The organism is Neorhizobium petrolearium (assembly GCF_017873175.1).
In the GTDB taxonomy this organism is placed as follows: domain Bacteria; phylum Pseudomonadota; class Alphaproteobacteria; order Rhizobiales; family Rhizobiaceae; genus Neorhizobium; species Neorhizobium petrolearium.
The window spans coordinates 1-25,430 of record NZ_JAGGJW010000015.1 but is presented as its reverse complement, the minus strand read 5'-3'; the positions used below and the strand labels follow the sequence as shown (position 1 = coordinate 25,430).

General features: G+C 61.4%; 28 protein-coding genes. 13 read left to right on the top strand and 15 right to left on the bottom strand.

The window, feature by feature from the left end; genetic code table 11:
* Positions 1–134: 134 nt before the first annotated feature.
* A complete protein-coding gene (locus J2046_RS25425; protein WP_210056624.1) occupies positions 135–1,496 on the bottom strand; it encodes a hypothetical protein in 1,362 nt (453 codons plus the stop codon).
* 278 nt (positions 1,497–1,774) lie between these two features.
* On the opposite strand from J2046_RS25425, the gene J2046_RS25420 reads away from it, so the two are divergent.
* From J2046_RS25420 to J2046_RS25395, 6 genes are all read left to right on the top strand, one after another.
* A complete protein-coding gene (locus J2046_RS25420; RefSeq protein ID WP_210056623.1) occupies positions 1,775–2,671 on the top strand; it encodes a metal ABC transporter substrate-binding protein in 897 nt (298 codons plus the stop codon).
* Between the two features lie 2 nt (positions 2,672–2,673).
* On the top strand, positions 2,674–3,561 hold the full coding sequence (locus tag J2046_RS25415; RefSeq protein ID WP_210056842.1) for a manganese/iron ABC transporter ATP-binding protein: 888 nt from the start codon (positions 2,674–2,676) through the stop codon (positions 3,559–3,561).
* Complete coding sequence (locus J2046_RS25410; protein WP_210056622.1) at positions 3,542–4,402, top strand: metal ABC transporter permease; 861 nt, start codon at positions 3,542–3,544, stop codon at positions 4,400–4,402. The genes J2046_RS25415 and J2046_RS25410 overlap by 20 nt, the downstream gene beginning before the upstream one ends.
* Complete coding sequence (locus J2046_RS25405; RefSeq protein ID WP_325169788.1) at positions 4,399–5,232, top strand: metal ABC transporter permease; 834 nt, start codon at positions 4,399–4,401, stop codon at positions 5,230–5,232. The genes J2046_RS25410 and J2046_RS25405 overlap by 4 nt, the downstream gene beginning before the upstream one ends.
* 46 nt (positions 5,233–5,278) lie before the next feature.
* Positions 5,279–5,680: a MarR family winged helix-turn-helix transcriptional regulator gene (locus J2046_RS25400; protein WP_210056621.1), complete on the top strand. Its 402-nt coding sequence runs from the start codon at positions 5,279–5,281 to the stop codon at positions 5,678–5,680.
* A gap of 75 nt (positions 5,681–5,755) precedes the next feature.
* Positions 5,756–7,051 (top strand): MFS transporter, encoded by a 1,296-nt coding sequence (locus J2046_RS25395; RefSeq protein ID WP_210056620.1) that lies wholly within the window; start codon positions 5,756–5,758, stop codon positions 7,049–7,051.
* Positions 7,052–7,131: 80 nt separating this feature from the next.
* On the opposite strand, the gene tal is transcribed toward J2046_RS25395, so the two are convergent.
* The gene (gene tal / locus J2046_RS25390) at positions 7,132–8,097 is read right to left on the bottom strand and encodes a transaldolase (RefSeq protein ID WP_210056619.1); all 966 of its coding nucleotides are present in this window, start codon (positions 8,095–8,097) and stop codon (positions 7,132–7,134) included.
* Positions 8,098–8,272: 175 nt separating this feature from the next.
* Here tal and J2046_RS25385 point away from each other — a divergent pair, with 175 nt between their 5' ends.
* Together J2046_RS25385 and J2046_RS25380 are read left to right on the top strand one after the other, a co-directional pair.
* Positions 8,273–9,301 (top strand): sugar-binding transcriptional regulator, encoded by a 1,029-nt coding sequence (locus J2046_RS25385; protein ID WP_210056617.1) that lies wholly within the window; start codon positions 8,273–8,275, stop codon positions 9,299–9,301.
* Positions 9,302–9,380: 79 nt separating this feature from the next.
* Complete coding sequence (locus J2046_RS25380; RefSeq protein ID WP_325169787.1) at positions 9,381–9,548, top strand: hypothetical protein; 168 nt, start codon at positions 9,381–9,383, stop codon at positions 9,546–9,548.
* Positions 9,549–9,559: 11 nt separating this feature from the next.
* Here J2046_RS25380 and J2046_RS25375 read toward each other — a convergent pair whose 3' ends face one another.
* Both J2046_RS25375 and J2046_RS25370 read right to left on the bottom strand, forming a co-directional pair.
* On the bottom strand, positions 9,560–10,441 hold the full coding sequence (locus tag J2046_RS25375) for a methylated-DNA--[protein]-cysteine S-methyltransferase (protein ID WP_210056615.1): 882 nt from the start codon (positions 10,439–10,441) through the stop codon (positions 9,560–9,562).
* 65 nt (positions 10,442–10,506) lie between these two features.
* Positions 10,507–10,989, bottom strand: coding sequence for a DUF2244 domain-containing protein (locus J2046_RS25370; RefSeq protein ID WP_210056614.1), 483 nt, complete (start codon positions 10,987–10,989; stop codon positions 10,507–10,509).
* Positions 10,990–11,025: 36 nt separating this feature from the next.
* On the opposite strand from J2046_RS25370, the gene nth reads away from it, so the two are divergent.
* Positions 11,026–11,811, top strand: a complete 786-nt coding sequence (nth, locus tag J2046_RS25365) for an endonuclease III (RefSeq protein WP_210056613.1) — start codon at positions 11,026–11,028, stop codon at positions 11,809–11,811.
* On the opposite strand, the gene J2046_RS25360 is transcribed toward nth, so the two are convergent.
* On the bottom strand, positions 11,770–12,354 hold the full coding sequence (locus J2046_RS25360; protein ID WP_210056612.1) for a TetR/AcrR family transcriptional regulator: 585 nt from the start codon (positions 12,352–12,354) through the stop codon (positions 11,770–11,772). The genes nth and J2046_RS25360 overlap by 42 nt on opposite strands.
* Positions 12,355–12,443: 89 nt before the next feature.
* Between J2046_RS25360 and J2046_RS25355 the strand changes: the two genes are divergently transcribed.
* A complete protein-coding gene (locus J2046_RS25355; RefSeq protein WP_210056611.1) occupies positions 12,444–12,869 on the top strand; it encodes a VOC family protein in 426 nt (141 codons plus the stop codon).
* Here J2046_RS25355 and J2046_RS25350 read toward each other — a convergent pair.
* Positions 12,866–13,579: a sulfate transporter family protein gene (locus J2046_RS25350; protein WP_210056610.1), complete on the bottom strand. Its 714-nt coding sequence runs from the start codon at positions 13,577–13,579 to the stop codon at positions 12,866–12,868. The two genes, J2046_RS25355 and J2046_RS25350, sit on opposite strands and share 4 nt — an antisense overlap.
* Positions 13,580–13,734: 155 nt before the next feature.
* Here J2046_RS25350 and J2046_RS25345 point away from each other — a divergent pair, with 155 nt between their 5' ends.
* The 3 genes from J2046_RS25345 (at position 13,735) to J2046_RS25335 (ending at position 15,659) form a co-directional block, all read left to right on the top strand.
* The gene (locus J2046_RS25345; protein WP_037155724.1) at positions 13,735–14,208 is read left to right on the top strand and encodes a carboxymuconolactone decarboxylase family protein; all 474 of its coding nucleotides are present in this window, start codon (positions 13,735–13,737) and stop codon (positions 14,206–14,208) included.
* Entirely contained in the window at positions 14,208–15,077 is an 870-nt protein-coding gene (locus J2046_RS25340; RefSeq protein WP_233470298.1) for a sigma-70 family RNA polymerase sigma factor, read from the top strand. The genes J2046_RS25345 and J2046_RS25340 overlap by 1 nt, the downstream gene beginning before the upstream one ends.
* A gap of 75 nt (positions 15,078–15,152) precedes the next feature.
* Positions 15,153–15,659: a DUF2380 domain-containing protein gene (locus J2046_RS25335; protein WP_052183039.1), complete on the top strand. Its 507-nt coding sequence runs from the start codon at positions 15,153–15,155 to the stop codon at positions 15,657–15,659.
* Between the two features lie 5 nt (positions 15,660–15,664).
* Here the strand turns inward: J2046_RS25335 and J2046_RS25330 are convergent, their stop codons facing one another.
* From J2046_RS25330 to J2046_RS25290, 9 genes are all read right to left on the bottom strand, one after another.
* Positions 15,665–16,051 (bottom strand): ester cyclase, encoded by a 387-nt coding sequence (locus J2046_RS25330; protein ID WP_210056607.1) that lies wholly within the window; start codon positions 16,049–16,051, stop codon positions 15,665–15,667.
* Positions 16,044–17,630, bottom strand: coding sequence for an FGGY-family carbohydrate kinase (locus J2046_RS25325; protein ID WP_210056605.1), 1,587 nt, complete (start codon positions 17,628–17,630; stop codon positions 16,044–16,046). Before J2046_RS25325 ends, J2046_RS25330 begins: the two co-directional genes overlap by 8 nt.
* 57 nt (positions 17,631–17,687) lie before the next feature.
* The gene (locus J2046_RS25320; protein ID WP_210056838.1) at positions 17,688–18,386 is read right to left on the bottom strand and encodes an HAD family hydrolase; all 699 of its coding nucleotides are present in this window, start codon (positions 18,384–18,386) and stop codon (positions 17,688–17,690) included.
* 19 nt (positions 18,387–18,405) lie between these two features.
* Entirely contained in the window at positions 18,406–19,887 is a 1,482-nt protein-coding gene (locus J2046_RS25315; RefSeq protein ID WP_210056603.1) for a mannitol dehydrogenase family protein, read from the bottom strand.
* A gap of 23 nt (positions 19,888–19,910) precedes the next feature.
* Positions 19,911–20,915 carry an ABC transporter ATP-binding protein gene (locus tag J2046_RS25310; RefSeq protein WP_210056601.1) on the bottom strand — a complete coding sequence of 335 codons (1,005 nt, stop codon included), beginning with the start codon at positions 20,913–20,915 and terminating at the stop codon, positions 19,911–19,913.
* Between the two features lie 12 nt (positions 20,916–20,927).
* Positions 20,928–21,752 (bottom strand): carbohydrate ABC transporter permease, encoded by an 825-nt coding sequence (locus tag J2046_RS25305; RefSeq protein WP_210056599.1) that lies wholly within the window; start codon positions 21,750–21,752, stop codon positions 20,928–20,930.
* Between the two features lie 10 nt (positions 21,753–21,762).
* Complete coding sequence (locus J2046_RS25300; RefSeq protein ID WP_210056597.1) at positions 21,763–22,635, bottom strand: carbohydrate ABC transporter permease; 873 nt, start codon at positions 22,633–22,635, stop codon at positions 21,763–21,765.
* A 148-nt stretch (positions 22,636–22,783) separates the two neighbouring features.
* Positions 22,784–24,109, bottom strand: coding sequence for an ABC transporter substrate-binding protein (locus J2046_RS25295; protein ID WP_210056595.1), 1,326 nt, complete (start codon positions 24,107–24,109; stop codon positions 22,784–22,786).
* Between the two features lie 147 nt (positions 24,110–24,256).
* A complete protein-coding gene (locus tag J2046_RS25290; protein ID WP_210056593.1) occupies positions 24,257–25,210 on the bottom strand; it encodes a sugar-binding transcriptional regulator in 954 nt (317 codons plus the stop codon).
* Between the last annotated feature and the right edge of the window lie 220 nt (positions 25,211–25,430).

Here is a 25,430-nt window from a genome sequence, read left to right as displayed (position 1 = left end):
AACAAAATCAGCGTCTTAGCTTCGCCAAGATGCTGATTTTGTAACCTCTCCCACCAAGGGAGAGGTGGGCCGAGGCGGCGGCTTAACGCAGCTAAGTGCTGGAAATCGCAAGTGAGGGGATCAGCTCCCTAAACTCAATGCACATCCTTCTTCCCAGTTCCTGACGCTTCCCCACTAGCTTTTGCCGCAGCCGGCGCTGTCTCGCCTCTGAGCTTGGCAAGCCAGGCGGCACCGGCGGCATCCGCATCATTGGCATCGCCCGCCGGAGACGATGCCGCATCGGCATGCACGGCCTCGGCGGAGTCGTGACCGGACCGGATTTCGTCGGCCTCGGTGCCCTTGGACCATTTCTTGCCGCCTTCCGCAGCAGTCCCGGGTTCCGGCGCGGGTAGAGACGCCTCCGGGACAGACCGGGCATTGGCTGAAGCTTCGTCATGGGACGTTTCGGCCTTTTCGTCTTCACCACTCCCGAAGAGCATGTTCTTCACCGACGCGAAGAAACTTTCTCTCTCTTTCGACTGGGCCGCGGTGGATTCGATGTGGCCGGCAGGCTGACTGTCATGACCTTCCGCTTTGGTCACAGCGGGGGGCGCAGACTGATCGCCATGATCTTCCCCGGCGGCCTCGCCATGTTCATCTGCAGGTGCGTCGTGCGCCTCAGCCGGAGCCACGGCATGGGCGTTGCCTTCGCCCGTCTGGCCTTCCGCCGGTGCCTCCTGACCTGAGTCGAAAATCATGCCGGTGATGGAGTCGAGCAATCCGCCGCTCTCCGCGGCCGCAGCTTCACCTCCTTCGCCATGGCCTTCGGTCGGCGCGCCGTGACCGTCTGAAGTTTCCCCATGTCCGCCGGCTTCACCATGACCACCGCCGCCTGCTTTCTCGCCATGTCCGCCGGTTGGCGCTCCGTGCTCACCGGCTGGAGCGACCGCTGCCGGATCAATGCAATCGGCCTTGTCGGTCAGGCTTGCAGTGAGGGCTTCGACATCTTCCAGCGGCAGGTCGATGCGCATGCCGTAATATTCGCCGTTCGAATTGGGCGAACCGTCGAGATAATAGGCCGAATAGGTCTCGGCGTCGGCGCCTTCGGGCACTTTCTTGAGATCGGGAATATAGACGACCTGCGCACCGATCATGCGGCCACGCATCCGGGCGCGGTCCTTGGGGCCGGCCTTGTCGATCATTGCCACCTGGACGAGATCGGCCTTCTCTTTTTCCTGTACCGCTCGGGCAACACGCAGCGCCGTCTTGATGCGCGCGACGCCATCGCCGAACTGATCGCTGGTCACATATTTGCGGATCCAGTAGCGCTGATCGCGCCTGATCTTGATGGTTTCGAGAGCGGTGCATTCGAGGCCATTGATCTCCCGGTAGGAGGGGCCGAGAATCTTGTCCGTACCGATGATGACCGCCGCGGTGCCGCTGCCGCCACCGAGAACCACAATGCCGCCCATGATCAGGACGAGCGTCTTGGAAAACCGGAACTTCAGACCCTTCACTTGCCGAGCTCCGGCATAATCAACTCCATCTTACGCAGGACACCTATGGAATATCGGCGGGATATTCCCTCATTCTTCTTGAAGAAGCTTTAACCTGCGGGACCCGATGCCGACGCAATTTGGAACAGCCGCCGATCTCGGTGGGCCCGGCTCCAAGGCCGGCGATGACCTTGCGGTAAATGCATCCTTGTTGCGAATGAGTTGCAATAGCGTTGACAACCAAGAAATATTTGTTACTTGGTATTGCGACTTAGTCGCAAAAAAGGTTTGATCCGCCCATGAGATATTTCCATCCTATTCTTCGACTGGCTCTGGCTGCCGCCCTTTTCTCCCTCCCCGTGGCGGGGCAGGCGCGGGAAAAGCCGAAGGTGGTGACCACCTTCACCGTGATCGCCGATATGGCAAAGAACGTCGCAGGCAATGCAGCCGACGTGGAAAGCATCACCAAGCCCGGCGCGGAAATCCATAACTACCAGCCCACCCCCCGCGACCTCCTGCGCGCCCGCGATGCCGATCTGGTGCTGCGCAACGGCCTGAACCTCGAACTCTGGTTCGAGAAGTTCCTCACCAATTTGGGCGATATCCCGAACGTGACGGTCTCCGACGGCATAGAACCCATGGCGATCGCCGGCGGCGCCTACCAGGGAAAGCCGAACCCGCACGCCTGGATGTCGCCGGAAAACGCGGTGATCTATGTCGAGAACATTCGTAAGGGGCTGACTGAAATCGATCCGGCCCATGCCGACGTCTATGCCGCCAACGCCAAGGCCTACACGGATAAGATCAAGGCGCAGGTCCAGCCGATCCGCGATGAACTCGCCGCCCTTCCGGAAGACCACCGCTGGCTGGCGACGAGTGAAGGCGCCTTCTCCTATCTCGCCCGCGATTTCGGTCTCAAGGAGCTTTATCTCTGGCCGGTCAACGCCGACAGCCAGGGCACGCCGCAGCAGGTGCGCGCCGTCATCGACGCCATGCGCGAGCATGACATCAAGGTGATCTTCAGCGAAAGCACTGTGTCCGACAAGCCGGCCAGGCAGGTCGCTTCCGAAACCGGCGCCCGGTATGGCGGCGTCCTCTATGTCGACTCGCTGAGCGAGGCAGACGGTCCGGTACCGACCTATCTCGACCTCCTCCGCGTAACGACGGAAACCATCGCGAAAGGCCTCTCCCAGTGATGATGGGCAAGAAGAAACCCGAGGCCGCCGGCCTTGATGTAAGCAATGTCACGGTTGCCTACCGCAACGGCCTTACGGCGCTGAGACACGCGACCTTTACCGTGCCGAAAGGCACGGTCACCGCGCTGGTGGGCATCAACGGCGCCGGAAAGTCGACGATCTTCAAGGCGATCATGGGGTTCGTGCCGCTGGCCGAAGGTTCCGTCGAGATCTTCGGCATGCCGGCCCGGGAGGCGCTCAGGAAGAACCTCGTCGCCTATGTGCCGCAGGCCGAAGAGGTCGACTGGGATTTCCCGGTCCTCGTCGAGGACGTGGTGATGATGGGCCGCTACGGGCATATGAACTTCCTGCGCATCCCTTCGCGCCGCGACCACGAGATGGTGACTCAGGCACTGAAGCGGGTAAACATGGAGGAATACCGCAAGCGCCAGATCGGCGAGCTTTCCGGCGGCCAGAGGAAGCGTGTCTTTTTGGCCCGCGCGCTCGCGCAGGAAGGCCAGGTCATCCTGCTCGACGAGCCCTTTACCGGCGTCGACGTAACCACCGAGGAACAGATCATCGCGCTCTTGAAGGCGCTGCGTGACGAAGGCCGGGTGATGCTGGTCTCGACCCACAATCTCGGCAGCGTGCCGGAATTCTGCGACCGCACCGTCTTCGTCAAGGGCACGGTGCTCGCCTATGGCAAGACGGAGGACACGTTCACCGAAGCCAATCTGGAAAAGGCCTTCGGCGGCGTGCTGCGCCATTTTGTCCTCGGCGGCTCCGATCTTCACGAAGATGCCGACGAAAGAAGGATCAAGGTCATCAGCGACGACGAACGGCCCTTCGTCACTTATGGCAACGGCAAGGGTGAATCGAAGGAGAAGGCGGATGCTGCAGACGCTCCTTGAACCCTTCACCTATGGCTACATGCTGAACGCCATCTGGGTCAGCGCCCTGGTGGGCGGTGTCTGCGGTTTTCTCTCCGCCTATCTGATGCTGAAAGGCTGGTCGCTGATCGGCGACGCGCTCTCGCATTCCATCGTTCCGGGTGTTGCCGGAGCCTATATGCTCGGCCTCCCCTTCTCGCTCGGCGCCTTCATCTCCGGCGGACTGGCGGCCGGCGCCATGCTCTTCCTCAACCAGCGGACACGATTGAAGGAAGACGCCATCATCGGGCTCATCTTCACATCCTTCTTTGGCCTCGGCCTTTTCATGGTGTCGCTCTCTCCGACCTCGGTGAACATCCAGACGATCGTGCTCGGCAATATCCTCGCCATCACGCCGGAGGATACGCTGCAGCTCGTCATCATCGGCGGTGTCAGCCTCGTCATCCTGGCGCTCAAGTGGAAGGACCTGATGGTCACTTTCTTCGACGAGAACCACGCCCGCACCATCGGCCTGAACCCGGACTTCCTCAAAATACTGTTCTTCACCCTGCTGGCCGCCTCGACCGTCGCGGCGTTGCAGACGGTCGGCGCCTTCCTCGTCATCGCCATGGTGGTAACGCCCGGCGCGACCGCCTATCTGCTGACCGACCGGTTCGAGAGACTGATCCTCATGGGCCTTGCGATCGGTGCGGCGACCAGTTTCGTCGGCGCCTATCTGAGCTATTTCCTGAACGGCGCCACCGGCGGCATCATCGTGGTACTGCAGACCGCGTTGTTCCTGCTGGCCTTTCTGCTCGCACCGAAACACGGCATGCTCGCTGCCCGCCGCCGGCTGCGCCGCACCCTGGAGGAAACGCCGTGAGCGATTTCATCGACCTCGCAACCTTCCCCTTCCAGATCGATTTCATGCAGCGCGCCTTCATCGTTACGCTGATGATCGCGCTGCCGATGGCGATCCTCTCCTGCTTCCTGGTGCTGAAGGGCTGGTCGCTGATGGGTGACGCCGTCTCGCATGCCGTGCTGCCGGGCGTTGTGATCGCCTACATTCTGTCGATCCCACTTTCGGTCGGCGCCTTCGTGGCCGGCATGATCTGTGCGCTCGCGACCGGTTTCCTGAAGGAGAACAGCCGCATCAAGGAGGATACCGTTCTTGGTATCGTCTTTTCCGGCATGTTCGGACTGGGGCTGGTGCTCTTCGTGAAAGTGCAGAGCGACGTGCATCTCGACCATATCCTGTTCGGCGACATGCTCGGCATCCTGCCATCGGATCTGATCGAAACAGGCCTCATCGCGCTGGCGGCCATGCTCTTCCTAGTGATCTTCCGCAAGGATCTGCTGGTGCATTCCTTCGATGAGCAGCACGCCCGGGCGATCGGCCTGCCGACGCGGCTCCTGCATTACGGTCTGCTTGCGGTGCTCTCGCTGACGGTGGTGGGCGCGCTGAAGGCGATCGGCATCATCCTCTCCGTGGCGCTCCTGGTTGCTCCCGGCGCAATCGCCTTTCTCCTTACCCGGCGGTTCACCCCGATGCTGCTGACGGCAGTTGCCATCGCGGTCGGCTGTTCCCTTGCCGGCATCTATATCAGCTTCTTTCTCGACAGCGCGCCGGCCCCGACCATCGTGCTTCTGATGACGGCGCTGTTCATTGGAGCCTTCGTCAAAACGACGATCAAGGCGCGGGCGACGGCATAGATCAGCCCTCTTGCGCAAATCAAACTGTGGGTATATACCCGCACACATGCCAAGCGAAACCTGCCACTGCATCGTGCTGCGCCAAGCCTCCCGAAAGGTCTCGTCCTATTATGACGAGGCACTGGCGCCGCTCGGCGTGAACATCGGCCAGTTCAGCCTGCTCCGCAACATCAGGCGGCTGGAGCCGGTCTCGCTGACCGAACTTGCCGGCAAGGTGGAGCTTGACCGCTCCACCGTCGGCCGCAACACGAAAGTGCTGGAGCGCATGGGTCTCGTCACGATAGGCCACGGGGAAGACCAGCGGGAAGCGATGTTGACGCTGACCGACAGAGGCCACGACCTGCTTCGGCAAGGCGCCCCCCTCTGGGACGGCGTTCAGGAGGATATCGAGGTCCGGCTTGGACCGGAAAAAACGAAACAACTACTGGAGCTGCTCAAGGAGCTCTGATTTTTATATTCTAAAGCGGGCATATACCCGAATTATCTGCTGCGGATGCGGCAAGGATCAGGAAAGGGACTAGACATGATCTCCACCAGCGCCGCACGATGGATGGCCGGCAGAGACCTCCACTATGGATGGGTGGTCGCCGCGACCACCTTCCTGACCATGCTGGCAACCGCCGGCGCCATGGGGTCGGCGGGCGTGATGATCCAGCCGCTGCACCAGGAATTCGGCTGGGACATTGCCGACATCTCGTCGGCCATGGCCGTGCGCCTGGTGCTCTTCGGTCTGCTCGGCCCCTTCGCCGCCGCCTTCATGAACCATTTCGGCATCCGGCAGGTGGTGGCAACGGCGCTCGCACTAATCATGGGCGGCATCGTCGTCTCGCTGTTCATGACGGAGGTCTGGCAACTTGTCCTTCTCTGGGGCGTGGTGATCGGCGTCGGTACCGGCATGACCGCGCTGGTCCTGGGAGCCACGGTCGCGACCCGCTGGTTCTCCAAGCGCCGCGGCCTCGTCGTCGGGCTGATGACGGCGAGCAACGCCACCGGGCAGCTCGTTTTCCTGCCGCTTCTGGCTGCGATGACCGAAGCCTATGGCTGGCGTTCGGCGCTCACGCTGACCGTTGCGGTTATCGCCGCCGCGATGGTGCTGGTCCTGTTGTTGATGCGCGATCATCCCGCCGACGTCGGACTGCCGGCCTATGGCGAAACGGCAGTATCAAAGCCGCCGAAGCAGGACCACAAGCTGCTCGCGACGCTCGCCTCCCCGCTCATCACCCTCTACAGCGTCGCCGGCAACCCAGTCTTCTGGGTTCTGTTCGGCACGTTCTTCGTCTGCGGGCTTTCGACGAACGGGCTCATCCAGACCCACTGGATCTCAATCTGCGGCGATTTCGGCATGGCTGCCGTGACGGCCGCCAGCACTCTCGCGGTGATCGGTATCTTCGACTTCTTCGGCACGATTTTCGCCGGCTGGCTCTCCGACCGGTTCGACAACCGCTATCTGCTCTTCTGGTTCTACGGCCTGCGCGGCCTGTCGCTGATCTACCTGTCCCTCTCGGGTTTCAGCTTCGTGGAACTGTCGGTCTTCGCGATCTTCTACGGGCTTGACTGGGTGGCGACCGTGCCGCCGACGGTGAAGCTTGCCGCCGAAAAATTCGGCCGCGAGAAGGCCGGCCTCGTCTTCGGCTGGGTCTTTGCGGGCCACCAGATCGGGGCTGCCACGGCGGCCTTCGGCGCCGGTTTTTTCAAGAGCGACTTCAACACCTATATGCCCGCCCTGCAGATCGCCGGCGTGATGTGCATGATCGCCGCGATCTCGGTTCTCCTGCTGAAGAAGCCGGGCTCCGCGACCATAGTGCCGCAGGCGGCATAAGGCATTGATTGATTGCCCTCACCTTGTGAAAAAGGCCCGGATCGCTCCGGGCCTTTTGCTTGTAAGCCATGCCGAAACGATCACGCAGCCGCGAGCGTCAGCTCCTTGCGGACCATCTGGCGCAGCGCCACGAGGTCCTTGGCGAAGAGGCGGATGCCGTCGGAAAGCTTTTCGGTCGCCATCTGGTCCTCGTTCAGCATCCAGCGGAACGTCTTCTCGTCGAGCGACTGGAGCGGCTCGGCCTTGAACGTGTCGGGCGAAAGCTTGCGCGTCAGCGTGCCCGTATCCTTGTCGAGTTCCTCGAGCAGCGCCGGGCTGATCGTCAAGCGGTCGCAACCGGCCAGCGCTTCGATCTCGCCGGCATTGCGGAAGGAGGCGCCCATGACGATCGTGTTGATACCGTTCGCCTTGTAATAATTGTAGATCTGCCGGACGGAGAGAACGCCCGGATCGGTTTCGGCCGTATAATCCTGGCCGGTCGACTTCTTGTACCAGTCGAGAATGCGGCCTACGAACGGCGAGATCAGGAAGACCTTGGCCTCGGCACAGGCAATCGCCTGAGCCATGGAGAAGAGAAGCGTCAGGTTGCAGTCGATACCTTCCGTCTGCAGCACTTCCGCCGCACGGATGCCTTCCCAGGTGGAGGCGAGCTTGATCAGGATGCGGTCGCGGTCGATGCCGCGCTCCTTGTAGGCGGCGATGATGGAGCGTGCCTTGGCGATCGATGCTTCCGTGTCGAAGGAAAGGTCGGCATCGACCTCGGTCGAGACGCGACCGGGCACGATCCCGGCAAGCGCGGCGCCCACGTCGATCGCGAGCCGGTCGGCCACGGCGGACACGACCGCATTTTCCTGACCACCCTGCTTGCGCCCCCAGGCGATCGCTTCTTTCACCTTGTCGGCGAAAACCGGCGTGCCGAGCGCCTTGAGCACGATGGTCGGGTTCGTGGTGCAATCCACGGGCTTGAGGCGGGCGACCGCCTCGATATCGCCGGTGTCGGCGACAACCGTGGTCATGGAACGAAGTTGCTCTAGTTTCGACGTCATCCGGGTAATCCTCGATATCAATCCTAACGCTTCAGGCGCAATTTTGCTCCCAGCGCACCCTCAGGGACTATCGTCCCTCGGCGGCCGCAAAGTCAAGACATTTGCCCTTCGGAATTGACATATGTTTCACATGGGCCAATATCGTTGGGATTGAAACATGCCCGCCGGAGGCCCATTGGCCAAGCTTAGACGCGAGACCCACACCGCCTATTCCGAAGCCGGCTCGCTGAGGCTGCGCGCGGCCTGGCTCTACTATAACCAGGGCCTGACACAGAAAGATGTCGCAGAACGGCTCGGCATCAGCCGATCGACGGTGATCCGCCTTCTCGACGAGGCGATGAAGCGTTCCGAAGTGCAGATCTGGATCAGCGAGGGCATCGACACCTGCGTCGAGCTCGCAACCCGGCTGGAAAAGGCTTACGGGCTGGACGAGGCGATCGTCGTACCGGCGCCGCGCGACAAGAGCGCAACGGCGATGGCGAGCGCAGTCGGACTGGCGCTCGGGCAATTCCTGTCCGACGTGATACAGGACGACATGACGATCGGCGTGGGCTGGGGCCGCACCATGACCGCCTCGCTGTCGAGCTTCCGCCCACCGAGGCGCGCGAACTGCAAGGTCGTCTCACTGCTTGGTGGCATCGTCGCCGTACACCAGACCAACCCGATCGACTATACATGGCGGTTCGCGGGCCATCTTGGCGCCGAGTGCTACATGTTCCTCGCACCGCTGCTCGTCGACTCGGTCACCACCAAGCGGGCGCTGATCGATAAATGCGGGCTGAACACCATTTACGACCTTGCCGAAAACCTCGACCTCGCGGTGGTGAGTTGCGGCGACATCGGCCCCCATTCCACTTCGCTTTCGGAGGGCTTCATCTCCAGGGCAGAGCTCGACCGGCTGATCGCCGCCGGCTGCGTCTGCGACACCATGTTCAACTTTCTCGACGCTGAAGGCAACTCGGTCGATCAAAAGCTCAACGAGCGGGTAATGTCGATCGACCTCGATACGTTGAAGAAGGCGAAACATATCGTGCTCTCCTCCGGCGGTGCGCACCGGGCGGTCGCCATCCGCGCCACGATCCGCCGCATCGGCTGCAATACACTGATCACCGACGAGACGGGGGCGAAGGAGTTGCTGCGACTGGAGGAAGATCAGATGTCAGTGTCCACACAACCTCGTGGGACACCGCCCAATTGTGGTTGAATTATGGCACCAATTTCTATAGTTTGGCGATATGCCAAACGTTCACTCTCCGAGACACAGCGTCTTTGACAAAGCGCGCGTGAAAGAATGTGAAGCAGAATTCCGGCGGGTGCTGGAGCTGGTTTTCTCGCGTGCAGTCGCAGCGGGCTGGCGCGAGAAAGAAGTGGCCCTCCAGATTGCGGATCTCGCTGACGAATATGTCATGCACCTTGCCACCGCACCGCAGCAGCCGGCCAACGACAACTGAGACACATTCTTTCAGGCATTCCCCGCCTCCCAGCCGAGGATCGCCCGCTTGCGGGTGAGCCCCCAATGGTAGCCGGTGAGCGCGCCGCTTTTTCCGACCGCCCGGTGGCAGGGTACGACGAAGGAGATCGGGTTGGCCCCGACCGCGGCGCCAACCGCGCGGCTCGCAGTCGGCTGGCCGATATCGCAAGCCACGTCCGAATATGTGACCGCCTTGCCGAACGGGATTTTCAACAGGCTCTGCCAGACCCGCACCTGGAAGTCCGTGCCGATCAGAACGACCTTGAGCGGCTGTTCGCAGGACCATTGCGAGCGATCGAAGATGCGGCTGACATACGGCGCGGTCGCTTCCTGGTCCTCGATATACTCCGCATTCGGCCAGCGACGGGCCATGTCCTCGAAGGCGGCCTTTTCCCCATCAAGATCGGCAAAGGCGAGCCCCGACAGGCCGCGATCCGTGGCCATGACGAGCGCCACGCCGAAGGGTGACGGGTGGAAACCGTAGCGGATCGTCAGGCCGCCGCCGCGCGCCTTCCATTCGCCTGGTGACATGGCTTCGTGGGTGACGAAAAGATCGTGCAGCCGGCCGGGGCCGGACAAGCCCAGTTCGTAGGAAGCTTCAAGCAGCGGCATCTCCTCCCTGCCGAGCAGGCGCTTTGCATGATCGAGCGTCACAGCCTGCAGGAAAGCTTTCGGCGAAAGGCCGGCCCAGCGGGTAAAGACTTTCTGGAGCTGGGTCGGCGACTGGCCGAGTTCGGCGGCGATGGTTTCAAGCGACGGCTGGTCGCGGTAGTCGAGCGTAATCAGCTCGATGACGCGGCGGACGGTCTCGTAGTCGGAATCTTCCGGCGTCACATCGACAATGGGTTGAGTGATCTGAGCAAAGGCGTTCATGACATCTCTCCTTTCGCTCATAAATGCCCCTTCGGCTTCGCCGAAACCACCCGTTTCTTGCCGGATCATAACCTTTGTTTGACCGCTGCCAGCGCGCCCCGAAAGGCTTTCGCGAAACTCTCTCGATCGTCCGGATTGAGAAACGAACCGATATCCGTGAAGCGCCCCTCGCCCGTCACATACATGGAGGTAATCCCGAACTCCTGGTGACGGTTGACGCGGAAGCGCGCCCAGAACGGATTGAAGCAATGCTCCACCATGCGGCCGGCAGGCGAGAACTTCCTGATCAACAGATGGGTACGCGAGACCATCACTTCCTCGCGCGCCCGGCCGGAGCGATAACTCATCTTCAGCGCGAAATATAGCAGGAGAAAATCGAACCCGAAGAAGAAACCGATCGGCCACGCACCGGTGATCAGAAAGAAGGCGCCGTAAAGGAAGCAGACACCGCCGGACAGCATGAGCACGACATGGAAACCGCGCCGGCCGAGCGAGCGATGCGGTGTAAGTTCGGCGGCAAAAACGGGTTGATCGTTGGAAACGTCCACGTTGCTTTCCTTCGGACAGGCTGGCTATACAGGGATATGGCGACTCCGAAACCCAAATCCAGCACCAGCACCTTGCAAAAGTCAAATCACGCGTCGGCACGCAAGCCGAAGCGCTTCAGATCCGCCTATTCGAAAGCGGAGCTGGAGGAAATCTTCCGCCGCTTCTCCGTGCAGCGGCCGGAGCCGAAGGGCGAGCTGGAGCATGTGAATCCGTTCACGCTGGTGGTTGCCGTGGCGCTCTCGGCGCAGGCGACCGATGCGGGCGTCAACAAGGCGACAAGAGCCCTCTTCAAGGTGGCCGATACGCCGGAGAAGATGCTGGCGCTCGGCGAGGAAGGCATCACTCAATATATCAGGACGATCGGGCTTTACCGTAACAAGGCGAAGAACGTCATCGCGCTGTCGCGCATGCTGATCGATGAGTTCGGTTCCGAAGTGCCGAAGACCCGCGAGGAACTGATGCGGCTGCCCGGCGTCGGCCGCAAGACGGCGAATGTCGTCATGTCCATGGCCTTCGGCATCCCGACGATTGCCGTCGACACGCATATCTTCCGGCTCGCCAACCGGCTGCTGCTCGCCCCCGGCAAGACACCGGACGAGGTGGAGCAGCACCTGCTCAAGGTCATTCCGGACCACTATCTCTTTCGCGCGCATCACTGGCTGATTCTGCACGGGCGTTACACCTGCAAGGCGCGAAAGCCCGAATGCGAGCGCTGCATCATTGCCGATCTCTGTCGTTCGCCCGAAAAGACCTGCGACGTGCCGGCACCGCTCGCCGAACTACCGCCGCAGGTGATCGGCGTTGCCGAGGCCGTCGAGTAGAGCTGCGATCGCCGCTTCATAATCCTCGCGATTGCCGCCGCAATCGATGGCGATCGCCGCGCGCTCGAAAGCAGCAGAGATCAGCACCGTCAGCGGATCGAGCAGGGAGAGCAGGTCCGAGCCGGTCAGCAGGTGGGAAAGGCCCATCCTGAGGCCCGCTTCCGCGGGGTCCTCGCCTTCCCCGGAATCGATCGCAATCTGGGCCGGTGCCTCCCTCAGCAGGAGCCGCGTTCGGCCCGGTGCCGCCATGGCATCGAAATAAGCGGAGGCACCCTGCAGCAGAGCGTCCCGCGCCGATGAAGCCTCCGCTGAGCGCACCTCGATATCTGCCGCGACATGATCGGCTTCACGTTCGATCACGGCCCAGAAGAGAGCCTTCTTGTCAGGAAAATGATGATAGAGCGCCCCGCGCGTAACCTTGGCCATCGCCGCGATCTCGGGCGTTGCGGTCTCCGCATATCCCTTCTCGATAAAGAGCGCCCTACCCGCATCCAGAAGAGCGGTTCGGGTCGCATCCGTGCGTTCGCGATTGCTGCGTGCCATATCTCATCTCCCCATGTTTACATACAGACAGAATGTATCTATAAAACATACAGACTGAATGTATCTGAAGTGTGTAGAAAGGGAAAGCTATGAAATCGACCAGCTATTATCCCGTCATCATGACCGACGACGTCGGCGGGACGGCGGCCTTCTACGTCGAACACCTCGGCTTTGAGGCTCTGTTTTCGGCAGACTGGTACGTGCATCTGCAATCGGGGGAGAGCGAACACGTGACGCTCGCCATCCTCGACGGCAGTCATGGCACAATCCCGGAAAGCGGCCGCGGCAAGGTTTCCGGTCTCATCCTGAATTTCGAAGTGGAGGATGTCGACTCGGTCTACGCCCGCCTCAAGGCGGCCGGCCTGCCGATCCGGCAGGACCTTCGCGACGAGGATTTTGGCCAGCGGCACTTCATCACCGCCGATCCGAATGGCGTGCTGATCGATGTGATCACACCGATCCCGCCAAGCCCGGAATTTGCTGCCCTCTACGGCACCTCCGCTCTGCCCACCTAACCCCGGAACGCCGGGTCGCGCTTCGAAATCACCTTGTGGAGATGCACCATCAGGCCGGCGGCAAAGAGCGGCGTCAGAAGGTTGACGATCGGGACCGCCAGGAAACAGGCGATCAGGAGCCCCGCCATGAACACGGTCGAGGCATGTTTGGACCGGAAGGCGCGGGCCTCCAACGGCGACCGGAAGCGCATCGCCGCGAACTCGAAGAATTCCCGGCCGAGCAGGTAACCGTTCACCAGGAAGAAGGCGACCAGGTTGATGCCGGGAATGAACAGCAGCAAAAGCGCGATGATGTTGCCGACGATGACGACGCCCAGGAACTTGATGGAACTGGCGATCGCCTCCCCGAGCGGCATCGCCTTTCCGGGCGGATCGTTGGGGTAGTCGCGTTTTTCGACCACCTCGGCGACATCGTCGAGGAAGAGACCGGCGATCAGCGCCGTGATCGGCGCGATCAGAAGTGCCAGCGCCAGCGCCAAACCAATACCGGCTGCAATCGCCGCAATCAGCGTGAGCCAGCCGGTCCAGTCGGGCATGTCGGGGAAGAAGGCCGCGAACCATGGCCAGGCGTAGAGAATGAAAATCTCGCGCAAGGCGAACCAGATGCCGACGAGCACGAGGATGGTGAGCCCCAGGGTCTTCCAGAAGACGGCGCGCGTCTCCGGCGCGAAAAGGTTGATCAGCGAAAGGCGTGCGGCGTCGAGGATCATCGGCGTCTCCAGTTAAGCGGGAAACATGTAGGTTCAGGAAGGTGCCGGAGCAAGCATCAGTCGGATCGGGCGCCACCAAGAAAAGTTTGTGGGGCATGTCACACCGGCAAATCCTGTCTCGTCATGGTGTCGTAACCAACAGAAGGAAACCAACCATGACCGCCAAGATTGATGTCTTCTCCGCCGCTCCTGCGCTGATGAAAAAGTGGATGGGGGTGTCGGTCGATGTTGCCGCGAGCCTCGAGCCGAGCCTCATCGAACTGGTAAAAATCCGCGCCTCGCAGATCAACGGCTGCGCCAACTGCATCAATATGCACACGGCGGAAGCTCGCGCACAGGGCGAAACCGAACAGCGCATCTATCTCCTGTCTGCCTGGCGTGAAGCGCCTTGCTATTCCGATCGCGAACGTGCTGCGCTAGGCTGGACCGAAGCCTTGACCCGGCTTTCGGAAGGACATGCGCAGGAAAGCGCCTATGAAGCCCTGTGGGGCCATTTCACGGCGGAGGAACAGGTGAAGCTCACTTTGATGATCAATGTCATCAACGGATGGAATCGCCTCGCGGTCGGCTTCGGCCTTTGGGTCGAACCCGCAGTCGCGAAGGCCGCCCAGGCGGACGTGGCCGCGTGATGGCGGAGCTTGGGCCAGATTCCGGCCTTGAGGATGCAGCGGCGAGCTTCGATCCGCTGCGTCCGAAGCTCATGCGCGTCGCCTACCGCATGCTCGGATCAGTGGCCGATGCAGAGGACATGGTGCAGGAGGCCTTCATCCGATGGATGAAGGCCGACCGGAGCGAAGTGCGCGAGCCGGAAGCGTTCCTGCGCCGCACGGTGACGCGCCTCTGCCTCGACCAGTTAAAGTCGGCGCGACGCCAGCGCGAGACTTATGTCGGCCCTTGGCTTCCCGACCCCGTGGTGGAGGAGGACGAAGAGGAGGATGTCACATTGCCGCTGATGCTGGCCCTGGAGCGCCTGTCGCCGCTCGAACGGGCGGCCTTCCTGCTGCATGACGTGTTCGGTCTCGGCTTCGAAGAGGTCGCGGCGACCATCGAGCGTGACGCAGCCGCCTGCCGCCAGCTCGCCACCCGTGCCCGCACCCACGTTCGCGAGGCGAGAGCCCGCTTCCAGATCGACAAGAAGCGGGGTGTCGAGCTTGCCGAGGCTTTCTATGCGGCATCGCGCAGTGGCGACATGAAGGCCCTTGGCGCGATGCTGGCGGCGGATGTCAGCGTTCATTCGGATGGCGGCGGCAAACGCCCGGCAGCCATGAAGCCCAGCTTCGGCTTCGATGCCGTGATGCAGTTGCACGAAAATCTGGCGGTTCTCTTTCAAAAGCACGGCTCGAAACTGGTGCGCGCCGGATTCGTCAACGGCCTGCCAGGTTTCGTCACGCTGGAGGCGGACGGCGAACTCCAGACGACCGCGCTCGACATCGAGGACGGCAAGATCACGGCGATTTATGTGGTACGAAACCCCGACAAGTTGAGACATCTGCATTAGCAGCCCTCTCTGCTTTGAGCGTGATTTGGGCCGTCAGACCGTGTATGATCGCCGCCACATGGACGGGAGGAGACCATGCGCCTTCGCATATTGACTGTCCTGATGACGCTGCTTGCTGGCACCTGCGCATTTGCGCAGGCCGAGCAGACAAAGCGAATGTCGATCGAGGTATTTCCCTTCGAACTGGAAGATAAGAGCGCCGGAGCGGGAATAATCCCACCGGATGAACACGACAGGCGCTATCTGTCCGAATCCGCTCGGGTTGCGAAGGACATGCTCTCCCAATCCGGACGCTTCACGATCATAGAGGCGCAGGCCGGGAATGAGCAGCCGGCGGCGCCGCACGGTTTGCGCAACTGCGGCGGCTGTGAAGGCAAGATTGCCAAGGAGCACGGCGCGTCCCTTGCTCTGCTGGGCGTCGTCACCCGCGTCAACCGAACCGAGCATACGATGTTCATCCGCATCCTTGACGCTGAAACCGGCAAGCCCGTTTCTGTGGGTTTCACCGACCTGCGCATGGGCGCGAACTATGCCTGGCCCCGCTCCGTGAAATGGCTGATGACGAACCGGATCCTGCCGTAGAGCGGCTAAAGCTGAGCCTCGATGGCCGCCTTGTCGATAACCGACCAGACTTCCGCGATCTTTTCCGCCTGAAACCGGTAGAAGACGTTTTCGGCAAACGCCACCCTCTTCCCATTGACGTCGAGGCCGAGAAACGCCCCCTTGGGCGTGCAGTCGAACGCAAGCCTGCTCGCCACATGCGGCGAATCGCAAACGAGCAGCTCGATGTCGAAATGCAGGTCCGGAATTTGCTCGAAGTCCCGTGTCAGCATATCCCGATAACCGGAAATACCGAGCTGCCGGCCATTATGGATAACCTCATCGTCGACGAAGCGATTGAGGCTGTCCCAGTCCTGGCTATTCAGGCAGGCAATGTATGCGCGGTAGATGCCGGAAAGCTCCGTCTCATTCATCACCAATCCCCCGCAACTCTTCCCGGTGCCGGATCATCGTGAGGAACCGCCGATAGTCCCGGCCATACTGCTCCGTCCGGGCAGGGTTCGGCAGCCGCTCGGTGCCGCCACCGTCCATCGCCTGGCCGGCATCGAACAGGTTGCCGTGCACGCCGCCGGCGACGGCCGCGGCCATCGCAGTGCCGAGCAGGACGGCGTCGCGGGTTTCGGGGATCACGACCTTGCGGCCGGTGACGTCCGCATAGAGTTCGATGAGCAGCGGGTTGTTCACATGCCCGCCGGTGACATGCAGGGTCTCGAAGCGGTAGCCGTAATCCGAGATCGCGTCGAGGATATGCCGGATCCCGAGCGCGACCGCTACGCAGCTCCGCCAGTAGAGCCGGCAGAGCCCGTCGAAGGAGGTGTCGAGTGTCAGTCCGCTGATCACGCCGGTCGCGTGCGGATCGGCAAGCGGCGAGCGGTTGCCGTGAAAGTCCGGCAGGACATGCAGGTTGGGAGCGATGTCGCCCTCGCTCTCGGCGCGCAGCTCGCCGATACGGGCGATGATCCGGCCATGCAGTTCCGCCGTCGGCTCGCCTCCGGCCGCGTGCATGCGGACGATATGGTCGAGCAGCGCGCCGGCCGCCGACTGACCGCCCTCGACAAGCCAGTGGCCGGGCAGGATCGCCTCGTAATAAGGTCCCCACAGGCTGCGACCGGGCTTGGCATCCTTCGCGAAGGCGACGATGCAGCTCGACGTGCCGCCGATCAGGGCGACGCTGGTTTCCAGCTTGCTGGCTCCGGAAACGCCGCCAAGAACCCCGAAAGCGCCGGCATAGGCATCGATCATGCCCGGCGCCACCTGCACGCCGGTATCGAGGCCGAGTTCTTCGGCAGCCTGCGGGCTGAGCCTTCCCATGCTCGTCCCCACCCCTATCGTATCTTCCGGCAGACCGCCCTTTTCCAGAAGATCATCAAGATCAGCAAGCGCCAGATAATCCACACTCCAACCCGGATTCTCATGGGCCAGATAGTTCCACTTGGCCGTCACCGTGCAGCGCGAGCGAGCCGGTGAGCCGGTTGCCCTCCAGGTCAGAAAATCCGCAAGGTCGAAGAAATACCCTGCCCTCGTCCAGCTTTGCGGCAGGTTCTTCTTCAGCCACATCAGCTTCGGCATTTCCATCTCGGGCGACAGCGAGCCGCCGGAGAATTCCAACACCTTGTGGCCGGTTGCGGAAAGCTGGTCGGCCTCCCTGATAGCCCGGTGGTCGAGCCAGACGATCGTGTCCTGGCAATCCTTGCCGGTGGTGGAGACGGTAAGTTGCGCGCCCTTGCGGTCGCGGGCGACGAGCGAACAGGTGGCGTCGAAACCGATCGCGGCGACTTGCGAAGCCTGAATGCCGGCCTCGGCCATCGCCTCCCGCACGGAGCGGCATGTGGCGGCCCAGATGTTCTCGGAATCGTGTTCGGCGTGGTTATCCTTCGGGCGGAACATCAGGATCGGGTGCTTCGCCTTGGCGAGCAGACGCCCGTTGCAGTCAAACACCCCGGCGCGTGCGCTGCCGGTGCCGATGTCCACCGCAACCAAGTGATCACGCATCCTGATTTGTTTCCTGTCCCTCAAGTTCGCCTCAGTCGGCCCCGACGCGTAGCGCGGTTACTGGAAAGCCGATCCTCCGCGATCCTCTATATGTTTTTGGACAAGGTGGATCAAATCCGGCATGGCGTCAAACACGACTTCCGGCGAAAGCGCGTCGATCCGCTCCCGGTAGCCGGGAGTGCCGGCATGCGAACCGCCGACAAAGGCGAAGACCGCCATGCCGGCGCGATGCCCCGCTTCGATGCCGGCGGGGCTGTCTTCGATGACGATGCAGTTCTGCGGATCGGCACCCATCTGGCTCGCCGCATGCAGGAAAAGGTCGGGTGCAGGCTTGCCGCGCGCCACCATGGCCGCAGAGAAGATGTTCGGCTCCAGTCTGCCGATAAGTCCGGTGATCGAAAGCGACAGGCGGATACGTTCCGGCTGGCTGGAAGAAGCTACGCAACGGCGGAAGCTCAGGGCATCCAGCATTTCGGCAATGCCACGCATCGGCTTGAGCTCGGCACGGAAGCGCGCATAGAGCTCATGGCGCATGTCCTCAAGGAAAACCTCGTCGGCATCGATGCCGAATTCCTCGCGTATGGTCCGTGTGACTGTGCCGAGGCTGCGGCCGAGGAAATGGCGATAGGCGTCCACCTCATCCATTTCGAGGCCCTTGCTGCGAAGCCCGTCGAGCAGCACGCGGATCGAGACGGTTTCGCTATCGACCAGCACCCCGTCGCAATCGAAGATCACCAATGGCTCTGCCGTCTGCAGCACGTGTCCTGCCTGCCCGTTATTTGACAAGTTCACCCGAAAGATAAAGTTCGAGCGTCTTCGCCGTCCCCTCTTTCCAAAGCGTCGCGAGCGCATGAGCGAAGCGCTTCCGGAATAGCTCGGAATTCGAAACTTCTCCAAAGATCTCGTCGAAGGCAAGGAAGGCCTCCGGGTTATCCCTGGCTTTCACCGCCGCCGCGTGCAGCCTGTCGACGCTCGCATCGTTGAAGACGATCTGCTTGCCGCTGTCCGACGTGCCGGCGAAATAACGGCACCAGAGAGCGGAAACGAGCGACAGGCCGACGATGTCGAGGCCCTTGGCAAGGCGGTCGCGCGTGGAAGGCAGGATGAACTTCGGCTGGCGATTGGAACCATCCTGGGCAAGCCGCGGAATGGTGTCGCCGATCTTCGGATTGAGGAAACGGCGCTCGATCAGCGCGAAATAGTCATGGAGGTTCGTGTCCGGCACCGGCGGGATGATCGGGATGATCTCGTCCGTTTCGAGTTTCGCGAGGAAGGCGCGGATCAGCGGATGCTCCATCGCCTCATGAACGAAATGGATGTCGAGCAGAGCGGCCGGATAGGCGATCGCCGCGTGCCCGCCATTCAGGATGCGGATCTTCATCAGCTCATAGGGTGCCACATCCGGCACGAACTGGACACCCACCTCTTCCAGCCGCGGACGCCCGGCGGGAAACTTGTCCTCCATCACCCATTGCTTGAACTCTTCGCAGAAGACCGGCCAGTTGTCGTCGATATTGAAGTCGTTCCTGAGGATGTCGATCTCGCGCTGTCCGGTGGCCGGCGTGATCCGGTCGACCATCGAATTCGGAAACGCGACGTTCTGGTGGATCCAGCGGGCGAAGTCCGGGTCGGAAAGCTTGGCGAGGCCGATAACGGCGTTTTCCGTGACCTCGCCGTTTCCGGGAATGTTGTCACAGGACATGATGGTGAAGGGAGGTACCCCCCTCGCCTTGCGCCCCTTGAGTCCGGCGAGGATGAGACCGAACACGGTCTCCGGGTTTTGCGGGTTCCTGGCATCCGCGGCGATCGCCGGATGGGCCGGGTTGAACTGGCCCGAGGCATCGATGAAATAGCCACCTTCAGTGATTGTCATCGAAACGATGCGGATCGCCGGATCGGCGAGTTTTTCGATCAGCGCCTCTTTTTGGTCGGGCGCAACGATATCCACCATCGGCGCAGTGATGCGGGCGGCGGTCCTGTTGTTGTCCTGTTCGACGACGGTGGTCAGGAAATCCTGGGCTTCCAGCTTGTCGCGCATGGCAGCGTCAGACGGCATGACGCCGGCGCCGATGATCGCAAAGTCGTGGTCCTTGCCGGTATTGAACAAATCGTCGAGATAGACAGCCTGATGCGCCCGGTGGAAATTGCCGACGCCGAAATGCACGATGCCGCCTGTCAGGTTCTTCGGATCATAGGCCGGCACGGCGGCAGTTGCCGCAGCGTCTTTCAAGCTCGCCAGCGAAAGCTTCACAGTCATTGTCTTGTACTCCGGTCTGGCCGTCAGGCCTTAAGGGCAATGCCCTTGTCATCGAAACGGTGCAGCTTGGTCTCGTCGGGTGTGAGATGAACCCGGTCGCCGTATTGAGCGCCGAATTCGCCATCGCATCGTGCAGTGATCTGGCCTATGCCATCGACATCGAGATGCAGGAAAGTGTCGGCGCCGAGATGTTCCGCAACCTTCACCGTACCGGTCCAGACACCGCTGTCTTTCGACAGGCCAAGGTGTTCCGGTCGAATGCCGGCGGTCCTGGCACCCTTCGACTGCGCATAGGTGCCTTCGATGAAGTTCATTCGCGGTGAGCCGATGAAGCCTGCGACGAAGAGATTGCGAGGGTTGCGGTAGAGGTCGAGCGGCGAGCCGACCTGTTCGATATTGCCGCGGTTCAAAACGACGATCTTGTCGGCCATGGTCATGGCCTCCACTTGGTCGTGAGTGACGTAGACCATCGTCGTCTTCAGTTGATGGTGCAGATCGCTGATCTCGAGACGCATCGTGCCACGCAACGCCGCATCGAGATTCGACAACGGCTCGTCGAACAGGAAGGCGGACGGTTCGCGCACGATGGCGCGGCCGATCGCGACGCGCTGGCGCTGGCCGCCCGAAAGCTGCGAGGGGCGGCGCTCAAGGTAGTCGGTGAGGTTCAAGACGCGCGCCGCATCCGCAACCTTCTTGTCGATGACGGCCTTGTCGGCCTTCGCCATCTTGAGCGGGAAAGCGATATTGTTCCTGACGCTCATATGCGGATAGAGTGCATAGGACTGGAACACCATTGCCAGACCGCGCTCGGCCGGCGCTGCCGCCGTCACGTCCTTCCCATCGATCAGGATGTTGCCGCCGGAAACATCTTCCAGACCTGCAATGAGGCGCAGGAGTGTGGACTTGCCGCAGCCGGAAGGACCGACGAAGACGACGAATTCGCCATCGGTGATGTCGAGGTCGATCGAGGGGATGACCTTCGCCTCGCCAAAGACCTTCGACACGTTTTTGAGGGTTATGCTGCCCATGTCTTTCTTCCCCTACTTAACCGCGCCGAAGGTGAGGCCGCGAACGAGTTGTTTCTGAGAGAACCAGCCGAGGATGAGGATCGGCGCGATCGCCATGGTGGAAGCTGCCGAAAGCTTCGCCCAGAAGAGACCTTGAGGGCTGGAGAACGAGGCGATGAAGGCCGTCAGCGGCGCCGCATTGGTGGTCGTCAGCCGGATCGTCCAGAAGGACTCGTTCCAGGCCAGGATGATGTTGAGGAGCAGCGTCGAGGCGATGCCGGGCACCGCCATCGGCGTCAGCACATAGACGATCTCCTGCCAGAGACCGGCGCCGTCCATCCGCGCCGCTTCCAGAATCTCGCCGGGAATCTCGCGGAAATAGGTATAGAGCATCCACACCACGATCGGCAGATTGATCAGCATTAGCATGACGGTGAGCCCGATGCGGCTGTCAAGCAGGCCGAAATCGCGAAACATAAGGTAGATCGGCACCAGGACGGCGACCGCCGGCATCATCTTCGTGGAGAGCATCCACATCAGGATGTCCTTGGTGCGCCTGGTCGGCGAGAACGCCATCGCCCAGGCGGCGGGGATCGCGATGATCAATGCAAGGATAGTCGACCCGACCGAAATGATCACCGAATTCATGAACGGCTTGAGGTAGTCGCGCTGCGTCTGAACCGTGATGTAGTTCTCGAATGTGCCTGATGGGATGAGGCTGAAACCCGCAATCGCTTCCGGCTCCGTCTTTATGCTGGTGATCAGCGTGTAGAGGATCGGGAAGAAGATGAGGAGGGCGACAAGCCAGGCAAAGACCGTGGCGGTGATCTTGTGTCTTGTGGTGACTGCACGTGCCATGGTCTTGCTCCTACCGGTCAAGGTTTCTGCCGACCGCGCGCATCAGGAAGATCGCGACGATATTGGCGAGTATGACCGCAATGATGCCGCCCGCCGATGCGCCGCCGACGTCGTAGCCGAGGAGCGCCGTGCGGTAGATCAGGAAGGCGAGGTTGGTGGAGGCGTAACCGGGACCGCCATTGGTGGTCACGAGGATTTCCGCATAGACGCCAAGCAGGAAGATCGTCTGGATCAGGATGACGACCGTGATGGCACGGGCGAGATGCGGCAGCGTCAGGTAGATGAAGCGGTTGACGAAATTGGCGCCGTCCATTTCCGCCGCCTCCTTCTGCTCGCTATCGAGCGATTGCAGCGCGGTGAGCAGGATCAGCGTCGCGAACGGCAGCCACTGCCAGGCGACGATGACGACGATCGAGAAAAGCGGATATTGCGCGAACCAGTCAATCGGGCGAAAGCCGAAGAACTTGGCAATATCCGCGAGTACGCCATAGCCCGGATGCATGATCATGTTCTTCCAGATCAGCGCCGCAACCGGCGGCATGACGAAGAAGGGCGAGATGACCAGGATACGCACGATTCCCTGCCCGAAGATCGGCTGGTCGAGAAGGAGCGCGATTGCGATGCCGCCGACGACGGTGATCAGAAGCACGCCGACAACGATCGCCAGAGTGTTCCAGATCGACTGGAAGAACGCCGGATCGGTGTAGAAGAACTGGTAGTTGAAGAGACCGGCGAAGCTCACATTGGCGGGGTTGAGCAGATTGTAGTTCTGGAACGAGAACCACAACGTCATCGCCAGGGGAACGATCATCCAGATCAGGAGAAGCAGAACGGAGGGCGCCATCATCAGGCGCGCCAACGTCTTGGTGTTCTGCGTAGCCATGTCGACGCCCTCCCTGATAGTCCCTGCGCCTTTTCTTTGAGGAATGAAAAGGACGCAGGATGCTATGTTTCTTGTTATTTCGGCAATTTCCCTGATATCTCGGCCGCCCGGGGAGACAGGGGTACCGGGCGGCCGATGCTCGGGAGGATTACTTGATGTAACCGGCGCGCATCATCTCACGCTTGGTGGCGGTCTGCGCCTGGGCGAGCGCATCATCGACCGAGGACTGACCGGCAATGACCGCCGAGAAGAGCTGCCCGACATTCGTGCCGATTGCCTGGAATTCCGGGATCGCCACGAACTGGCCGCCCGTATAGGGCACCGGCTTGACGGTCGGCTTGGTGATGTCGGCCGCATTCATGGCCGCCAGCGTCGGTTCGGCAAAAGGCGCCGCCTTCTTGTATTCCTCGCTCTCATAAAGCGAGGTGCGTGTGCCCGGAGGAACGTTCGCCCAGCCTTCCTTGGAGGCAACGAGCTGGGTATATTCCTTGCTGGTCGCCCAGGAGATGAACTTCTGGGCCGCTTCCGCCTTGGTCGACGACGTCGGAACGGCAAGGTTCCACGACCACAGCCAGTTGCCGTGATTGTCGACGCCTTCCTTGGTCGGGAAGATCGCATAGCCAACCTTGTCCGCAACCGTCGAGTTCTTCGGGTCGGAAACGAACGAGGCTGCGACGGTGGCATCCATCCACATGCCGCATTTGCCCTGCTGGAAGAGCGTCAGGTTTTCGTTGAAGCCGTTCGAAGAGGCGCCGGACGGACCGGCATCCTTCATCAGGTCGACATAGAACTGCAACGCATCCTTCCATTCCGGCTGATCGAACTGCGGGTTCCACTTTTCATCGAACCAGCGGCCGCCGTAGGAATTGGCAAGCGCCGTGATGAATGCCATATTCTCGCCCCAGCCGGCCTTGCCGCGCAGGCAGATGCCGTTGATGTCGGCGGAACGGTCGGTGATCTTGCGGGCCGCCTCGCCGATGAATTCCCAGGTCGGGCTTTCCGGCATTGTAAGACCAGCCTTCTCGAACAGGTCCTTGCGATACATGATCATCGCCGACTCGCCGTAGAACGGCGCGGCATAGAGCTTGCCATCCACTGTCAGGCCGCCGCGAATCGCCGGCAGAAGGTCGTCGACGTCATAAGCGTCGCCCAGCCCGCTCAGCTCCAGCAGCCAGCCCTGCTTGGCCCAGATCGGCACTTCGTAGTTGCCGATCGTCATGATGTCGTATTGGCCGCCCTTGGTGGCGATGTCGGTGGTGACGCGCTCGCGGAGCACGTTTTCTTCCAGCGTGACCCAATTAACCTGGATATCGGGATTGGCCTTGGTGAACTCCGAGGTCAGGCCCTGCATGCGGACCATGTCGCCGTTGTTGACCGTTGCGATCGTGAGAGTTTCGGCCGAAGCCCCGGTGGAAAAAATCCCGGCAAACGCCAGCGCCGAGCAGGCGCCCAGCAAAACCGTCTTCAATGTCATATCTTCCTCCCGAGAAGATTGGATGCGAGCATTCGCTTTGCTCGTGAGCAATTACTCACAGAATGTCGCAAAAAGTCAATCGACTTTCGTCGCTGCACTGCAACGGACATAGGGCATGCCATTGATTTGACAAGGAATAATTTTTGCTCAGCCAGCGAGCAAATGCTCTGCAGTCACTTCGTCGGTGATGATACCGTTGATGATATGCCCCTTGAGCGCGGCGGAAATCGCGGCGAGCTTCTTCTTGCCCTGAGCGATTCCGATGACTGCGGATGTCTCCCGCGAGGGGATGGGAACGCTGGCGACCCGGTCGTTGATCGCGTCGCCGAGCAGCCGTCCCTCGTGATCGTAGACCCAGCCGCAGATTTCGCCGGCCGCACCGCCCTCGACCAGTTTCAGCATCTCTTCCTTGCCGAGGAAACCGTCCACGCAGAGCGGACCATCAACGCCGAGCTCGCCGATGCCGACGAAGGTCACGTCCGCCTGTGCGCCGAGCTTGAGCGTCGAGCGCACCAGCGCCTGGTCGTGCAGGGTCTCCCGCTCTTCGGCGGATGAACAGAGAACCGGCAGCGGCATCGGGAAATGCCGCGCCTTGATGGCGTCGGCCATCGAGAAGATGACGTTGTAGAAGGCAGCCGATCCGTCCGGGCCGATATTGCCGGTGAGCGATACGATACGGTGCTGCGGGCATTCCATCGGCGGCAACTGGTCGACGGCGGCCTTCAGCGTGCGGCCGGTGCCGATGGCGACGATGATCGGGTCCGGCCGCTTCAGCCAGCGTTCGATCTCGGCGGCAGCCGCTTCGGCGATCCCGACCGTCGTCGAAACACCGGCCGGATCGCTTGGCACCACTTCGACATGCTTGAGGTCGTATTTCTTCCTCAAGTCCTCAGCAAGTTCCAGACAGGCGGAAATCGGATGGTCGAGCCGCACCTTGATAAGCCGTTCGGCTACGGCGAGCGACACCAACCGCTGCGCCGATTGCCTCGATATGCTCATGGCCGCAGCAATCTCGTCCTGGGTGCGCCCAGCGACGTAATAGAGCCAACCGGCCCGCGCTGCATCGTCGAGCCGCCCTTGCGTATCAGACCGTTTTGCCATGGCAGAAAATCTCCTCCGCGCGTTGCTGCCACGATTTCGGAGAAATTGTCAAACGGTTGAAGCCACCGCCCGCCTGCGCGGCAGCCCGAGTTCGGTCAAGAACCTGAAACCTGCCAGGCGCCTCACGAACCCTCATGCGACCTGGACGATATGCCCGTGTGAGACCTCGCGGTATTCGCGTTTGGGCGGCACATAGTTGACGGGGCGGATTGGGCTCTTG

Coding starts and splice junctions, on each gene's coding strand:
- J2046_RS25410 (WP_210056622.1), top strand. CDS start 3,542: ATGCTGCAGACGCTCCTTGAACCCTTCACCTATGGCTACATGCTGAAC.
- J2046_RS25375 (WP_210056615.1), bottom strand. CDS start 10,441: ATGAACGCCTTTGCTCAGATCACTCAACCCATTGTCGATGTGACGCCG.
- J2046_RS25295 (WP_210056595.1), bottom strand. CDS start 24,109: ATGACATTGAAGACGGTTTTGCTGGGCGCCTGCTCGGCGCTGGCGTTT.
- J2046_RS25340 (WP_233470298.1), top strand. CDS start 14,208: ATGGCGGAGCTTGGGCCAGATTCCGGCCTTGAGGATGCAGCGGCGAGC.
- J2046_RS25350 (WP_210056610.1), bottom strand. CDS start 13,579: ATGATCCTCGACGCCGCACGCCTTTCGCTGATCAACCTTTTCGCGCCG.
- J2046_RS25355 (WP_210056611.1), top strand. CDS start 12,444: ATGAAATCGACCAGCTATTATCCCGTCATCATGACCGACGACGTCGGC.
- J2046_RS25415 (WP_210056842.1), top strand. CDS start 2,674: ATGGGCAAGAAGAAACCCGAGGCCGCCGGCCTTGATGTAAGCAATGTC.
- J2046_RS25305 (WP_210056599.1), bottom strand. CDS start 21,752: ATGGCACGTGCAGTCACCACAAGACACAAGATCACCGCCACGGTCTTT.
- J2046_RS25325 (WP_210056605.1), bottom strand. CDS start 17,630: ATGCGTGATCACTTGGTTGCGGTGGACATCGGCACCGGCAGCGCACGC.
- J2046_RS25335 (WP_052183039.1), top strand. CDS start 15,153: ATGCGCCTTCGCATATTGACTGTCCTGATGACGCTGCTTGCTGGCACC.
- J2046_RS25345 (WP_037155724.1), top strand. CDS start 13,735: ATGACCGCCAAGATTGATGTCTTCTCCGCCGCTCCTGCGCTGATGAAA.
- J2046_RS25330 (WP_210056607.1), bottom strand. CDS start 16,051: ATGAATGAGACGGAGCTTTCCGGCATCTACCGCGCATACATTGCCTGC.
- J2046_RS25310 (WP_210056601.1), bottom strand. CDS start 20,915: ATGGGCAGCATAACCCTCAAAAACGTGTCGAAGGTCTTTGGCGAGGCG.
- J2046_RS25300 (WP_210056597.1), bottom strand. CDS start 22,635: ATGGCTACGCAGAACACCAAGACGTTGGCGCGCCTGATGATGGCGCCC.
- J2046_RS25400 (WP_210056621.1), top strand. CDS start 5,279: ATGCCAAGCGAAACCTGCCACTGCATCGTGCTGCGCCAAGCCTCCCGA.
- J2046_RS25315 (WP_210056603.1), bottom strand. CDS start 19,887: ATGACTGTGAAGCTTTCGCTGGCGAGCTTGAAAGACGCTGCGGCAACT.
- J2046_RS25395 (WP_210056620.1), top strand. CDS start 5,756: ATGATCTCCACCAGCGCCGCACGATGGATGGCCGGCAGAGACCTCCAC.
- J2046_RS25290 (WP_210056593.1), bottom strand. CDS start 25,210: ATGGCAAAACGGTCTGATACGCAAGGGCGGCTCGACGATGCAGCGCGG.
- nth (WP_210056613.1), top strand. CDS start 11,026: ATGGCGACTCCGAAACCCAAATCCAGCACCAGCACCTTGCAAAAGTCA.
- tal (WP_210056619.1), bottom strand. CDS start 8,097: ATGACGTCGAAACTAGAGCAACTTCGTTCCATGACCACGGTTGTCGCC.
- J2046_RS25360 (WP_210056612.1), bottom strand. CDS start 12,354: ATGGCACGCAGCAATCGCGAACGCACGGATGCGACCCGAACCGCTCTT.
- J2046_RS25420 (WP_210056623.1), top strand. CDS start 1,775: ATGAGATATTTCCATCCTATTCTTCGACTGGCTCTGGCTGCCGCCCTT.